We start from the raw sequence: 14,790 nt of genomic DNA on the forward strand, positions 1-14,790 counted from the left end.
ATGGTGATTACCGCGCCATTGCTCAAGGTCACGGTGACCGGGGTGCCAGCTGCATTAGTCAGGGTCGCGGTGTAGACAATCGAACCGCCTTCGGCCACGGACTCGGTAGCGCTCAGGCTCAGAGTGGTGGTGTCCGGGGTATCGGTGACGGAGGTTTCAGCGGGCTTGTCGCTGACTTCCAGTTTTTCGTAGTTGCCACCGTCGGCTTTGGTAATGGTCGTGCTGAGCGAACTGCCCCCAGCCAGAGCGTCGTTTGGCGCGGTGAAGTTGACGCTGGCGGACGACTCGCCCACCGGAATGGTGATGATCTGTCCGTTGGACAGAGTGACCACGACCGGCGAGCCGGTTACTGGCGCGGTCACCGACGCGGTGTAAACAACAATGCCACCCTCAGCCACGCTTGGAGTTGCGGTCAGACTGACAGTCGACGTATCGATCGTGTCAGTGACATCAGTCACCGCCGGGGCTGGATTGGTCTCCAGGTTCTCGAAGTTACCGCCTTCGGCCTTGGTAATGGTGGCTTCGACTTTACCGGCGTCTTTGTACACATCGTCAGCCGGAGCGGCGACGGTGGCAGTACCGGAAGTGGCACCGGCGGCGATGGTGATTACCGCGCCATTGCTCAGGGTCACAGTGACCGGAGTGCCAGCTGCATTGGTCAATGTGGCGGTGTAGACGATGGAGCCGCCTTCGGCCACGGACTCAGTAGCCGAGAGGCTCAGAGTTGTAGTGTCAGGAGTATCGGTGACCGAGGTTTCAGCCGGCTTGTCGCTGATTTCCAGCTTCTCGTAGTTACCGCCATCCGCCTTGGTGATGGTGGTGCTCAGGGAGCTGCCGCCAGCGAGGGCGTCATTCGGCGCGGTGAAGTTCACCGAGCCCTGGCTTTCGCCAACCGGAATGGTGATGGTCTGGCCATTGGACAGGGTGACCACGACTGGAGAGCCGGTCACTGGTGCTGTCACCGACGCGGTGTAAACGACGGTGCCGCCTTCAGCCACATTCGGAGTGGCGGTCAGACTGACCGTCGACGTATCGATCGTGTCTGTGACGTCGGTGACAGCTGGAGTCGGGTTGGTCTCCAGATTCTCGAAGTTACCGCCTTCGGCTTTAGTGATGGTGGCTTCGACCTTGCCCGCGTCCTTATAAACGTCATCGGCAGGTGCGGCCACGGTTGCCGTGCCCGAAGTGGCACCGGCAGCAATAGTGATCACGGCACCGTTACTCAAGGTCACGGTGACCGGAGTGCCAGCGGCGTTGGTCAGTGTGGCGGTGTAGACAATCGAACCACCTTCGGCCACCGACTCGGTAGCGCTCAGGCTCAGAGTGGTGGTGTCTGGTGTGTCAGTTACCGAGGTTTCAGCCGGCTTGTCGCTGATTTCCAGCTTCTCGTAGTTACCGCCGTCGGCTTTGGTAATGGTCGTGCTCAGCGAACTGCCGCCAGCGAGGGCATCGTTTGGTGCGGTGAAGTTCACCGAGCCCTGGCTTTCGCCCACTGGAATAGTGATGGTCTGACCGTTGGACAGGGTCACTACGACCGGCGAGCCGGTTACTGGTGCTGTCACCGACGCGGTGTAAACAACAATGCCACCCTCAGCCACGCTTGGAGTTGCGGTCAGGCTGACGGTCGACGTATCGATGGTATCGGTAACATCGGTGACGGCTGGAGTCGGGTTGGTCTCGAGGTTCTCGAAGTTGCCGCCTTCGGCCTTGGTAATGGTGGCTTCGACTTTACCGGCGTCTTTGTACACGTCGTCAGCCGGAGCGGCAACGGTGGCAGTACCGGAGGTAGCGCCAGCGGCGATGGTGATCACCGCGCCGTTAGAGAGTGTGACAGTAACAGGCGTACCCGCAGCATTGGTCAGGGTCGCGGTGTAAACGATGGAACCACCTTCAGCCACGGACTCGGTCGCGCTCAGGCTCAGAGTGGTGGTGTCAGGAGTATCGGTGACCGAGGTCTCGGCAGGCTTGTCGCTGACTTCCAGTTTTTCGTAGTTGCCGCCGTCGGCCTTAGTGATGGTGGTGCTCAGGGAGCTGCCGCCAGCGAGGGCATCGTTTGGCGCGGTGAAGTTGACGCTGGCGGACGACTCACCCACCGGGATGGTGATGGTCTGACCGTTGGACAGGGTCACCACCACTGGCGAGCCGGTTACCGGAGCAGTGACCGACGCGGTGTAAACAACAATGCCACCCTCAGCCACGCTTGGAGTTGCGGTCAGACTGACAGTCGACGTATCGATCGTGTCAGTGACATCAGTCACCGCCGGGGCTGGATTGGTCTCCAGATTCTCGAAGTTGCCACCGTCCGCTTTAGTGATGGTGACTTCGACTTTACCGGCGTCCTTGTAGACGTCATCCGCCGGGGCCGCGACGGTGGTGGTGCCAGTAGTGGCACCCGCTGCGATGGTGATCACCGCGCCGTTGGAGAGGGTCACGGTGACTGGAGTACCAGCGGCATTGGTCAGGGTGGCGGTGTAGACGATGGAGCCACCCTCGGCCACGGTATCGGTGGCGGTCACGCTCAGGGTCGTTGTATCCGGGGTATCGGTGACGGAAGTTTCAGCAGGCTTGTCGCTGATTTCCAGCTTCTCGTAGTTACCGCCGTCTGCCTTGGTAATGGTGGTACTCAGGGAGCTACCGCCCGCCAACGCATCGTTGGGTGCGGTGAAGTTGACGCTGGCGGACGACTCGCCCACTGGAATGGTGATGGTCTGGCCATTGGACAGAGTGACGACCACTGGCGAACCGGTCACTGGCGCGGTCACCGATGCGGTGTAAACGACGGTGCCACCCTCAGCCACGCTTGGTGTTGCGGTCAGGCTGACGGTCGAAGTATCGATAGTGTCTGTGACGTCGGTCACAGCCGGAGCCGGGTCGGTGACCAGGTTTTCGAAATTGCCGCCATCGGCTTTGGTGATGGTGACCTCAACCTTGCCGGCGTCTTTATAGACGTCATCGGCAGGGGCGGCGACGGTGGCAGTACCGGAAGTGGCACCGGCAGCGATGGTGATTACCGCGCCGTTGCTCAGGGTCACGGTGACCGGGGTGCCCGCAGGGTTGGTCAGGGTCGCGGTGTAGACGATGGAGCCGCCTTCGGCCACGGTATCGGTGGCCGACAGGCTCAGGCCGGTGTCGTCGATGCTGTCGGTCACGGTGGTGACCGCTTTGTCTGGGCTGGGTTGCAGGTTCTCGAAGTTGCCGCCTTCAGCCTTGGTGATACCGACTTCGATGGTCTCGCCGTTCTTGTAGACGTCATTGGCTGGCGCCGGGACGTCGATCGAGCCACTGGACTTGCCCGCTTCGATAGTGATCACCGAGCCGTTGGACAGGGTGATGGTCACCGGAGTCTGTGCCGGGTTGGTGAGGGTGGCGGTGTAGGTGATCTGCCCGCCCTCGGTAACGCTGGCATCAGCGGTCAGGCTGACGGTGGTGGTGTCGATGGTGTCGGTGACCTGGGTGACCGCCGGGGTCGGGTTGACCGTTACCAGCAGGCCGCCACCGCCGGTGGTGCCGGTCACGTTGACGCTGATCTGGCCCGGGTCGATATAGACGTTGTCCTGGGGCGCCAGGGGCACCTGCACGCTGCCAGTGGTCTGGCCGGCGCTGATGACGATGACCGCGCCATTGGACAGGGTCACAGTCAGGTCGGTAAGTGGCGCCTGGGTCAGGGTCGCGGTGTACACCAGGGTGCCACCGGCTTCGGTAATGGTTGGGGTGGCGCCCAGGGTCAGGGTGGCCGGGCGCAGGGAGTCACTCCCGCTGCCATTGCCGTTGCCATTGCCCAGGCCGCCATTGTTGGTCAGGCCGCCAAAGGTGTTGTCCTGGGTCGAATTGGCCAGCCCCAGGCCAGCGGTGGGGAAACCGATGGTCGGGTCGACCCGGCCCGCAGTCTCTTCCAACTGCACAAAACTGTGGCCACCACCGGCCGCCCCGCCATTCCCCGCGGCGGTCGGGCCGGCGGCGGTGGCTTCCAGGTCGGTGGTCGGGTCGGCGCCGGCGGCGATGGCCTGCTGCAGTTCTGCCACCGAAGGGGCGGCCTGAGCGGTGGCCTGTGCCAGGTCCGTGCTGGAGTCCGGTGCGGCACCGCTCCACTGGGTGTCACGCCCCAGGTCCAGAGTACGCCCGTCGGTCAACTCCAGGGTGACGGCCCCGGCCGGGCCGGTGTCTACCTGGTCACCCACGAACAGGCGGTCCCCTTCAATGAGTACGCGTCGGATCCCTTCCGGGGAAACCACGAAAACTTGGCCGACAATGCTTTTGACGATGGCAACAACACTGCTCATTGGGGACTCTCCGGTGTACCGCTCAGTCGACTTCCATGTACCGGCTTGGGCGCGGGCCGCAACTCAGTCAGGACGTACTAGGTGTGTAATTGGGAACGGGTAATTGACAGATCTATCGTCAAAAGTTTGGCTATATTTTTTGGGTATTAACTTTATGCCAAACTATTGACCTTATGGACGCCATCCTAAACAATCGCCGAATTAATGTCACATTGATATTCACGCGGTAACCTGACTTGAAGTATGTGAACCAGTTCTTAGTTTGAACTTTCCGACGGACGGTTGTTTTGGTTGTAATAAATCGATGTGGTGCCACGTTCTGACGTGATTCTGGACACGCTGTCCGAGGGAAATTCTTACCATGCGTTTTCATCTGTTCAAGGCCCTGCCCTTTGCTTTAGCCGCCAGCTTTGTGCAGGCTCAAACCCTTCCTGAAGCCATGCAGAAAGCACTGGATGTGCACCCGGAAATCCAAGCCGGCGTGAACAGCCGTCTGGCTGCTGACTACCAGCTGAAAGCCGCCAAAGGTGGCTATCTGCCACGAGTGGACATGTTAGCTGGCTATGGTCGTGAAGGGACGGATAACCCTACGACCCGTGCGGGTACAGGCAGCAATCACTGGGAAACCTTGAACCGCGGCGAGTCAAGTTTGCGTCTGCAACAGATGGTTTTTGACGGTTTTGCCACGTCCAGCGAAGTCGGGCGTCAACAAGCCACCGTCAACTCCCGCGCCTACTCCCTGCTGGGCACCTCCGAGCGCACGGCCCTGACCGTGGCCCAGGTCTATCTGGATGTGCTGACCCGCCGTCAATTCGTGCAACTGGCGGAAGACAACCTGCGCAATCACGAGCGTATCTACGACCAGATCAAACTGCGCACCCAGCGTGGCGTGGGTAGCGGCGCCGACCTTGACCAGGCTGAAGCGCGGATGGCCCAGGCCCGCAACAACCTGATCACCGAGCAGACCAACCTCGCCGACGCCCAGACCAACTACTTGAGTGCCGTCGGAGAAATGCCGGACCAGCTGGAACGCCCTGCCAGTTTTATGGCGCTGTTGCCGGCCAACCTCGACGAGGCCCGGCACCAGATGCTGGAAAACAGCCCGATCCTGCGTTCCGCCGAGTCCGATATCGTCGCTGCCGAGAAGCAGTACGATGCCGCCAAGTCGGCGTTCTATCCGCGCTTCGACGCGGAGCTGGGGCGTACTGCCGACAACGACCTGGACGGCCAGAACGGCCACAACAATGAATGGCAGGCCATGCTGCGCATGCGCTTCAACCTGTTCGCCGGCGGCAGCAACAAGGCCGACCTGGAGTCCAAGGCCTACCAGTCCAACCAGGCGCTGGATATCCGCAACAACGCCCTGCGGGTGCTGAACGAGGAACTGGGCCTGGCCTGGAACGCCTTGAACAACGCCAACGCCCAGGTGCCGATCGCCCAGCAATATGTGGATCACAGCACCAGCGTGCGGACCGCCTACCAGAAGCAGTTCAGCCTGGGTGAACGTACCCTGCTGGACTTGCTCGACAGTGAAAACGAGTTGTTCACCGCCTCCCGGCGCCTGGCCGAGATCCAGAACATTCAGTTATTTACTCAATATCGAATCAAGGCGACCATGGGCGAGTTGCTCAAAAGCCAGGGAGTGGTGGCACCTATGGCCTCCGTCGTGCAAAGCGATGTGAAGCCCAAGGTCCAGCTGCCCGGGATGAATTGAGCTAATTTCATCCAACCAGCCAGTCAAGAGTGTCGAGCGTGGAATCAGAAGTCAGTGTGCAACTCAGTCATGATCCACGCGGCATGCATGACGATCCCCTTCTGGATGGTTTGCTGACCCTCTGCTTCCTGCACCAGAAGCCCGCCAGTGCGGCGATGCTGACCACCGGCCTGCCCTTGCCATCCCAGCGCCTGAGCGCCGAGCTGCTGCCTCGGGCCGCGGCCCGGGCCGGGCTGCAGGGCCGGGTGCTGCGGCGCAAGCTCGAACAGATTCCAGCCATCGCCATGCCCGCCCTGTTGCTGCTCAAGGACGGTCGCAGCGCGGTGCTGCTGGGCTGGCGGGGTGAAGACCAGGCGCGGCTGCTGCTCAGCGAAAGCGATGGCGGCGAAGTCTGTGTCGACCGCCAGTTGCTGGCCGACGATTACAGCGGCCAGGTGTTCTTCGCCCAGCCCCAGCACAAGTTCGACGTCAACCACGGGTCGCTGATCCCCCGCGCCCGTTCCTGGTTCCGCGACACCCTCAAGCGCTCGCGCTGGCTGTATGCCGACGCCATTGCCGCGAGCCTGCTGATCAACATCATCGCCATGGCCGCGCCATTGTTCGTGATGAACGTCTATGACCGGGTGGTGCCGAACCAGGCCACCTCGACCCTGTGGGTGCTGTCCATCGGCATCATCGGCGCCTACATCTTCGACCTGATCCTCAAGGGCCTGCGCAGCCTGTGTCTGGACCTGGCGGGAAAGAAGACCGACCTGATCATTTCCGCCACGCTGTTCGAGCGCATCGTCGGCATGGCCATGAAGTACCGCCCGGCACGGGTCGGCAGCTTCGCCCAGAACATCCATGAGTTTCAGAGCCTGCGGGACTTTCTCGCATCCCTGACCCTCACCAGCCTGATCGACCTGCCGTTCACCCTGCTGATCTTCCTGGTGATCGCCATCCTTGGCGGGCATCTGGTGTGGATTCCGGTGCTGGCCTTCCCGATTGCCCTGTGCATCGGCTATGCCTTGCAGAAGCCGCTGGTGGCGACCATGGAAAAGACCATGGCCCTGGGCGCCGAGCGCCAGTCGAGCCTGATCGAGACCCTGGCCGGGCTGGACGCGGTCAAGGTCAACAACGCCGAGAGCGAGCGCCAGTACCAGTGGGAGCAGACCATCGGCACCCTCAGCCGGCTTGAGCTGCGGGTGAAGATGCTGTCCAGCCTGGCGATGAACATCACCTTGCTGATCCAGCAACTGGCCGGGGTGATCATGATCATCTTCGGCGTGTACCAGATCATCGACGGCAACCTCAGCATGGGCGGCCTGATCGCCTGCTACATGCTCAGCGGTCGGGCCCTGAGCCCCCTGGCTTCGCTGTCCGGGCTGCTGACCCGCTACCAGCAGGCGCGGGTCACCATGACCTCCGTGGACCAGATGATGGAGCTGCCCCAGGAGCGCAATTTCGACGAGCGCCCCCTGAGCCGCAGCGTGCTGCAGGGCGCCATCGAGTGCCGGCAACTGAGCTTTACCTACCCGGGGCAGCAGAACCCGGCGCTGAAGAACATCAACCTGATGATCAAGCCGGGGGAAAAGGTCGGCATCATCGGCCGCAGCGGCTCCGGCAAGAGCTCCCTGGCCAAGCTGCTGGTGGGGCTCTACCAGCCGGATTCCGGGGCCCTGCTGGTAGACGGTGTGGACATCCGCCAGATCGACGTCAGCGAACTGCGTCACAACATCGGCTACGTGCCCCAGGACATCCAGCTGCTGGCCGGGACCCTGCGTGACAACCTGACCTCCGGTGCCCGCTACGTCGAGGACGAACTGGTGCTGCAGGCCGCGGAACTGGCGGGGGTCCATGAGTTCGCCAGGCTGCACCCGCAGGGCTATGAATTGCAGGTGGGCGAGCGCGGGCAGAACCTTTCCGGTGGCCAGCGGCAGAACGTCGCCCTGGCTCGCGCGCTGTTGCTCAACCCACAGATCCTGCTGCTCGACGAGCCCACCAGCGCCATGGACAACACCGGCGAAGAGCGCTTGAAACAGCGCCTGGAGGCGGTGGTGCAGAGCAAGACCGTGGTACTGGTCACCCACCGGGCGTCGTTGCTGTCGCTGGTGGACCGGCTGTTGGTGGTGGACCGTGGACAAATCCTGGCCGATGGCCCGAAAGCGGTGGTGATGGAAGCGTTGAAGAAGGGGCAGATCAGTGTTGCTTAAGTCGGGATTCAAGGACTCGATCCGTCGCTATTTCAAAGGCACCGATTCGCTCCAGGGGCAGCCGCTGCCCGAGGTCAACAAGGCACTGATCGAAGATGCGCCGCGGGTTATCCGCCTGACCATCTGGGGCATCATCGCGTTCTTCCTGTTCCTGGTGCTGTGGGCCAACTTCGCGGTGATCGACGAGGTAACCAAGGGCGAGGGCAAGGCGATTCCTTCCTCCAAGCTGCAGAAGATCCAGAACCTGGAAGGCGGCATCGTCTCCGAGCTGTACGTCAAGGAAGGCCAGATAGTCGAGGCCGGCGCGCCGCTGATTCGCCTCGACGACACGCGCTTCCAGTCCAACGTCGGCGAGACCGAGACCGTGCGCCTGTCCATGCTGCTGCGGGTCGAGCGCCTGAGCGCCGAGGTGGATGAACGCGAGCTGAATTTCCCCGCTGAGGCGGTCAAGGAAGCGCCGGGCCAGGCGGCCAGTGAGAAATCCCTGTACCAGAGCCGTCGCCAGCAACTGCATGACGAGATCGGTGGCCTCCAGGAACAGCTGATCCAGAAGCAGCAGGAACTGCGCGAGTTCACCTCCAAGCAGGCGCAATACCGCCAGCAACTGGGCCTGCAGCGCCAGGAAATCGCCATGTCCGAGCCGCTGGTGGCCCAGGGCGCGGTGTCGCCGGTGGAAGTGCTGCGGCTCAAGCGTGCCGAGGTGGAAACCCGTGGCCAGCTGGACGCCACCACCCTGGCGATCCCTCGCGCCGAATCGGCGATCAAGGAAGTGCAGCGCAAGATCGATGAAACCCGCGGCAAGTTCCGCAGCGAGGCCCTGACCCAGCTCAACGAAGCGCGCACCGAACTGAACAAGGCCAGCGCCACCGGCAAGGCCCTGGAAGACCGGGTCAGCCGCACCCTGGTGACCTCGCCGGTACGCGGTATCGTCAAGCAGCTGATGGTCAACACCATCGGCGGGGTGATCCAGCCGGGCAGCGACATGGTGGAAATCGTCCCCCTGGACGACACCCTGCTGGTGGAAGCCAAGATCCGTCCTCAGGACATCGCCTTCCTGCACCCGGGGCAGGAAGCGGTGGTCAAGTTCAGCGCCTATGACTACACCATCTACGGTGGCCTCAAGGCCCGCCTGGAACAGATCGGCGCCGATACCATCACCGATGAAGACAAGAAGACCACCTACTACATGATCAAGCTGCGCACCGACCGCAGCCACTTGGGCACCGATGAAAAGCCGCTGCTGATCATCCCCGGGATGGTGGCCTCGGTGGACATCATCACCGGCAAGAAAAGCATCCTCAGCTACCTGCTCAAGCCGATCATCCGCGCCCGCGCCGAAGCCCTGCACGAACGCTGATCCATGTAAGAAACCACCTGCCAGCCTTGTAGGAGCTGGCTTGCCAGCGAAGGGGCCTTGAGAGCGCCTTCGTCGGCGTGCCGTCCCCAAGCGGTCCATCGGTTGAATCAACATATCGTTATTCACTAACGGTATTTAAATTCGTTTTCTTATATCTATAAAGTTGACTCCCTGCGTACCTGCCGACCAATCGGCGCGCCGCACGAAATGAACCCACACGGGATCTCCGTGAGTTTCTGATCGACGCGCGCGCCCTGGGCGCGCCTGCGCGGGAGTTTCAGTCATGTCTGCATCAGCCAGTGCCGCCTCCATTGCCGCACAAGCTTTCGAAATCCGGCCCTTGAATGGGGCTGTAGGCGCCGAGATCGTCGGCCTCGACCTGTCCCGGCCAGTCAACGACCAGGACTTCGCCCGCATCCACCGCGCCCACCTGGACCATCACGTAGTGGTGTTCCGCGACCAGCGCATCAGCCCCGAACAGCAGATTGCCTTCAGCCGTCGCTTCGGTGTGTTGCAGATTCATGTGCTCAAGCAGTTCCTGCTGGCCGGACACCCGGAAATCCTCATCGTTTCCAACATCATCGAGAACGGCCAGTCCATCGGCCTGGGGGACGCCGGCAAGTTCTGGCACTCGGACCTCTCCTACAAGGAACTGCCGAGCCTGGGCTCGATGCTGCACGCCCAGGAACTGCCAGCCGAAGGGGGCGACACCCTGTTCGCCAACATGCACCAGGCCTGGGACAACTTGCCCGAGGCGCTGCGCAAGGCGGTCGAGGGGCGCAGCGCCGCCCACTCCTATACGGCGCGCTACAGCGAGACCAAGTTCGAGGGCAACTGGCGCCCGACCCTGACCCCGGAGCAACTGGCCCAGGTCGCCGAGGTGGTGCACCCAGTCGTGCGCACTCACCCGGAAAACGGCCGCAAGGCGTTGTTCGTCAGCGAGGGCTTCACCACCCGCATCGTTGGCCTGCCGGAAGACGAAAGCGCCCAGTTGCTGGCCGAGCTGTATGCCCACAGCGTGCTGCCGGACAACATCTACCGCCATCAATGGCAGCCCCACGACCTGGTGTTCTGGGACAACCGCTCGCTGATCCACCTGGCCGCCGGTTGCCCGAGCCATCTGCGCCGCAAGCTGTATCGCACCACCATCCAGGGCGACGCCCCTTACTGATCAGCCAGGCACGGCAGGAGAACCAGCATGTCCTTATCCATTCCCTTCATTCCCCGCCTCGGCAGACTGGCCACGGCCATCGGCCTGGGTTTCAGCCTGCTGGCCGGCAGCCTGGTTGCGCCTGCGCCGGCCCAGGCCGAAGGCGAGATCCGCATCGCTGAACAGTTCGGTATCGTCTACCTGCTGCTCAATGTGGTGCGCGACCAGAACCTGATCGAAAAGCACGGCAAGGAGCAGGGCATCGACATCAAGGTCGACTGGACCCAGCTGTCCGGCGGCGCGGCGGTCAACGACGCGCTGCTGTCGGGCTCCATCGACATTGCCGGGGCCGGCGTCGGGCCGCTGCTGACCATCTGGGATCGCACCCACGGCCGGCAAAACGTCAAGGCCGTAGCCTCTCTGGGTAACTTTCCCTACTACCTGGTGAGCAACAATCCCAAGGTCAAGACCATCGCCGACTTCACCGAAAAGGACCGCATTGCGGTACCGGCGGTGGGGGTCTCGGTGCAGTCGCGCTTCCTGCAATACGCCGCCGCCAAGCAATGGGGCGACAAGGAATTCAATCGCCTGGACAAGTACACCATCGCCGTTCCCCACCCGGACGCCACCGCCGCGCTGATTGCCGGCGGCACCGAGCTGACCGGGCACTTCTCCAACCCGCCATTCCAGGACCAGGCCCTGGAGAACCCCAATGTGCACGTGGTGCTCAATACCTACGACCTGCTGGGGCCCAACTCACCGACGGTGCTGTTCGCCACCGAGAAATTCCGCAACGACAACCCCAAGACCTACAAGGCCTTCGTCGAAGCGCTGGCCGAAGCGGCCGAGTTCGCCCAGCACGACAAGGGCGCAGCCGCCGATACCTACCTGCGCGTGACCAAGGCCAAGATCGACCGCGCCGCTTTGCTGAAGATCATCGACAACCCGCAGTTCGAGTTCAGCGTGACACCGAAAAACACCTACCCACTGGCGGAATTCCTCTACCGGGTCGGTGCGATCAAGAACAAGCCCGAGTCGTGGAAGGACTACTTCTTCCAGGATGCCAAACCGTTGCAGGGGAGCTGATCGCCATGAATGCCCTCTTGCCAGGCCACACGGCCAGCAATCGCGCTGCCATCGCCCAGGCGCTGTTGGCGGTGGAACAAGTCAGCCTGGAATACCGCACCCCGCAGCGGGTGGTGCGGGCCACCCACCAGGTGAGTTTCGAGGTTGATCCGGCCGACCGCTTTGTCCTGCTGGGGCCTTCAGGCTGCGGCAAGTCGACCCTGCTCAAGGCCGTGGCCGGGTTCATCCAGCCCTGTGAGGGCGAGATTCGCCTGCAAGGCCAGCGCGTCAGCCAGCCCGGGCCGGATCGTATCGTGGTGTTCCAGGAGTTCGACCAGTTGCCCCCCTGGAAAACCGTGAAGCAGAACGTGATGTTTCCCCTGCTGGCGTCGAAGACCCTCGGCCGCCGCGAGGCCGAAGAGCGCGCCCTGGAATACCTGGAGAAAGTCGGCCTGGCGGCTTTCGCCGATGCCTATCCGCATACCCTGTCCGGTGGCATGAAGGCCCGGGTGGCGATCGCTCGCGCCCTGGCCATGCAGCCGAAGATCCTGCTGATGGACGAACCTTTCGCCGCCCTCGACGCCCTGACCCGGCGCAAGATGCAGGAGGAGTTGCTGCGGCTCTGGGAGGAGGTGCGCTTCACCTTGCTGTTCGTCACTCACTCCATCGAGGAAGCGCTGGTGGTGGGCAATCGCATCCTCCTGTTGTCGCCTCATCCGGGGCGCGTGCGGGCGGAAGTCCACAGCCACCAGTACGACCTGCAGAGCCTCGGTGGCGTGGCTTTTCAGCAGACCGCGCGGCGCATCCACCGCTTGCTGTTCGATGAAGGCCAATCGCCGGAAACTGAAACCGAGCTGGATTTCGCCGATATCCGTATCGCTTATTGAGCCGTCAGGCCACCGTTGAACGAGGAATGCCCGATGAGCCACTCATCCCCTGCGCGCGAGGAATACGAAGTTGTCCTGCAGCCCTTGCTGCAAGTGCCCCTGGAGCGCGAGCTGCCCCTAGGGCAGCGCCTCTGGCAACAAGGCTGGTTGCGCAAGAGCCTGATCCTGGTCCTGCTGGCGCTGCTCTGGGAAGCCGTGGCCCGTTACCAGAACAACGACCTGCTGCTACCGAGTTTTCTGCAAACTGCCAGCGCTCTTTACCAGGGCCTGCTCAGCGGCGAATTGCTGGGCAAGGTGGGCATTTCCCTGGTGGTGCTGCTCAAGGGCTACCTGATCGGCATCGTCCTGGCGTTTGCCTTGACCACCCTGGCGGTCTCGACCCGGCTTGGCCGTGACCTGCTGAGCACCCTGACCTCGATGTTCAATCCGCTGCCGGCCATTGCCCTGCTGCCCCTGGCGCTGCTGTGGTTCGGCCTGGGGCAGAACAGCCTGATCTTCGTGCTGGTGCATTCGGTGCTCTGGGCTTTGGCCTTGAACACCTATGCCGGGTTTCTCGGGGTTTCCGAAACCCTGCGCATGGCCGGGCGCAACTACGGCCTCAAGGGCCTGCGCCTGGTGCTGTTCATCCTGATCCCGGCGGCGCTGCCGTCGATTCTCGCCGGGTTGAAGATCGGCTGGGCTTTCGCCTGGCGCACCCTGATCGCTGCCGAGCTGGTGTTCGGCGCCACCAGCGGCAAGGGTGGCCTGGGCTGGTACATCTTCCAGAACCGCAATGAGTTGTACACCGACAAGGTGTTTGCCGGGCTGGCAGTGGTGATCCTCATCGGCCTGCTGGTGGAAAACCTGATCTTCGACACCCTGGAGCGGATCACGGTAAAACGCTGGGGCATGCAGCGCTGAGCTACCTCGTCCGCCAGCCCCCCGACCGTAGGAGCTGGCCTGCCAGCGAAAGCGTCCTCAAGGGCTATGCAAGGTTCGAGGGCTCATTCGCCGGCAAGCCGGCTCCTACGCGGCTAGTGGGTTCACGGGTAAGGATTGATCTCCCTCATTTTCCTCGGCGCCAAGCCTGCTAGCATTGCGCCTGGATCATCCCTGACCAGTCACGAGTGCTCAGCATGCAACTTCCGGACATGAACCTTCTGGTGGCCCTCGACGCCCTGCTCGACGAGGGCAGCGTGGTGGGCGCGGCGCGGCGCATGAACCTCAGCCCGGCGGCCATGAGCCGGACCCTGACGCGGATCCGCGACGCCCTCGGCGACCCGGTGCTTGTACGTGCCGGACGCGGCCTGGTGCCCACCCCCAAGGCCCTGGAACTGCGCAGCCAGGTGCGCGATGTAGTGGAGCAGGCGGCGCTGGTGTTCCGCTCGGCGGACAAGGTCGACCTGGGTTCCCTGCAGCGGCGCTTCAACGTGCGCGCCAACGATTTTTTCGTCGGTGTGTATGGCGGTCGCCTCATCGATACCCTGGAGCGTCAGGCGCCCTTGTGCGAGCTGCGCTTCGTGCCCGAAGGCGATGGCGATGACGAGGCCCTGCGGGAGGGAAGGATCGACCTGCGGATTAGCAACACCCGGCCCCTGACCCCGGAAGTCAAGGTGCAGAACCTGTTCACCACCGCCTTTGTCGGCCTGGTGCGCGAAGGCCACCCGCTGTTGGACGAAGACATCACCGCCGAGCGTTTTGCCGCGTTTCCCCACATCAGCATGTCTCGCCGGGGCATAGCCCGTGGACCTATCGATGCGGCCCTGGCCGAGCAGGGCCTGGAGCGCCGGGTGCCGCTGATTGCCCCGAGCTTCCACGCCGCCATGTTCATGCTGCCGGATTCGGACCTGATTTTGCCGGTGCCCCAGGAAACCCTGCTCAGCGTCTCGCGCCTGGGCCTGCGCTTGCGTTCGTTCGTGCTGCCGATTTCCCTGCCGACCCTGGTCCTGACCCAGGCCTGGCATCCGCGCTACGACAAGGACCCGGCGCACAAGTGGTTTCGCGAAACCCTGCGCACCTCCTGCCAGGCCACTTGGCAAGAAGCCCAGCCGACCTCCTCGTAGGAGCCGGCTTGCCGGCGCAAGCGGTCTTGAGGGCCCCTTCGCTGGCAAGCCAGCTCCTACGGTCAACAGGGTGAATCATTGCGTCTGACGCACTTATAAACTG

Annotated in this window: 9 protein-coding genes; 8 read left to right on the forward strand and 1 reads right to left on the reverse strand. The window is 62.8% G+C overall.

The genetic code is table 11. The features are described 5' to 3' along the window. The coding region (locus ACUXVH_RS30150) for a retention module-containing protein (protein WP_445496680.1) at nt 1–4,280 on the reverse strand (4,280 nt) is incomplete at its 3' end. A 361-nt stretch (nt 4,281–4,641) separates the two neighbouring features. Between ACUXVH_RS30150 and ACUXVH_RS30155 the strand changes: the two genes are divergently transcribed. The 8 genes from ACUXVH_RS30155 (at nt 4,642) to ACUXVH_RS30190 (ending at nt 14,687) form a co-directional block, all read left to right on the forward strand. Then, nucleotides 4,642–5,994, forward strand: a complete 1,353-nt coding sequence (locus ACUXVH_RS30155; protein ID WP_011058515.1) for a TolC family outer membrane protein — start codon at nt 4,642–4,644, stop codon at nt 5,992–5,994. A 38-nt stretch (nt 5,995–6,032) separates the two neighbouring features. Next, nucleotides 6,033–8,186, forward strand: coding sequence for a type I secretion system permease/ATPase (locus tag ACUXVH_RS30160; RefSeq protein ID WP_065363328.1), 2,154 nt, complete (start codon nt 6,033–6,035; stop codon nt 8,184–8,186). Further along, nucleotides 8,176–9,543 carry an HlyD family type I secretion periplasmic adaptor subunit gene (locus ACUXVH_RS30165; RefSeq protein WP_011058517.1) on the forward strand — a complete coding sequence of 456 codons (1,368 nt, stop codon included), beginning with the start codon at nt 8,176–8,178 and terminating at the stop codon, nt 9,541–9,543. The genes ACUXVH_RS30160 and ACUXVH_RS30165 overlap by 11 nt, the downstream gene beginning before the upstream one ends. Nucleotides 9,544–9,826: 283 nt before the next feature. Then, nucleotides 9,827–10,714 carry a TauD/TfdA dioxygenase family protein gene (locus ACUXVH_RS30170; RefSeq protein WP_011058518.1) on the forward strand — a complete coding sequence of 296 codons (888 nt, stop codon included), beginning with the start codon at nt 9,827–9,829 and terminating at the stop codon, nt 10,712–10,714. Nucleotides 10,715–10,741: 27 nt separating this feature from the next. After that, nucleotides 10,742–11,779 (forward strand): ABC transporter substrate-binding protein, encoded by a 1,038-nt coding sequence (locus tag ACUXVH_RS30175; protein WP_015633677.1) that lies wholly within the window; start codon nt 10,742–10,744, stop codon nt 11,777–11,779. Between the two features lie 5 nt (nt 11,780–11,784). Next, entirely contained in the window at nt 11,785–12,645 is an 861-nt protein-coding gene (locus tag ACUXVH_RS30180; RefSeq protein WP_011058520.1) for an ABC transporter ATP-binding protein, read from the forward strand. A gap of 33 nt (nt 12,646–12,678) precedes the next feature. Next, entirely contained in the window at nt 12,679–13,545 is an 867-nt protein-coding gene (locus ACUXVH_RS30185; RefSeq protein ID WP_011058521.1) for an ABC transporter permease, read from the forward strand. A 215-nt stretch (nt 13,546–13,760) separates the two neighbouring features. Then, nucleotides 13,761–14,687 carry a LysR family transcriptional regulator gene (locus ACUXVH_RS30190; RefSeq protein WP_011058522.1) on the forward strand — a complete coding sequence of 309 codons (927 nt, stop codon included), beginning with the start codon at nt 13,761–13,763 and terminating at the stop codon, nt 14,685–14,687. Nucleotides 14,688–14,790 lie beyond the last annotated feature (103 nt).

This window comes from Pseudomonas sp. 8(2025) (genome assembly GCF_052665325.1).

Coding starts and splice junctions, on each gene's coding strand:
- ACUXVH_RS30170 (WP_011058518.1), top strand. CDS start 9,827: ATGTCTGCATCAGCCAGTGCCGCCTCCATTGCCGCACAAGCTTTCGAA.
- ACUXVH_RS30190 (WP_011058522.1), top strand. CDS start 13,761: ATGCAACTTCCGGACATGAACCTTCTGGTGGCCCTCGACGCCCTGCTC.
- ACUXVH_RS30155 (WP_011058515.1), top strand. CDS start 4,642: ATGCGTTTTCATCTGTTCAAGGCCCTGCCCTTTGCTTTAGCCGCCAGC.
- ACUXVH_RS30180 (WP_011058520.1), top strand. CDS start 11,785: ATGAATGCCCTCTTGCCAGGCCACACGGCCAGCAATCGCGCTGCCATC.
- ACUXVH_RS30185 (WP_011058521.1), top strand. CDS start 12,679: ATGAGCCACTCATCCCCTGCGCGCGAGGAATACGAAGTTGTCCTGCAG.
- ACUXVH_RS30175 (WP_015633677.1), top strand. CDS start 10,742: ATGTCCTTATCCATTCCCTTCATTCCCCGCCTCGGCAGACTGGCCACG.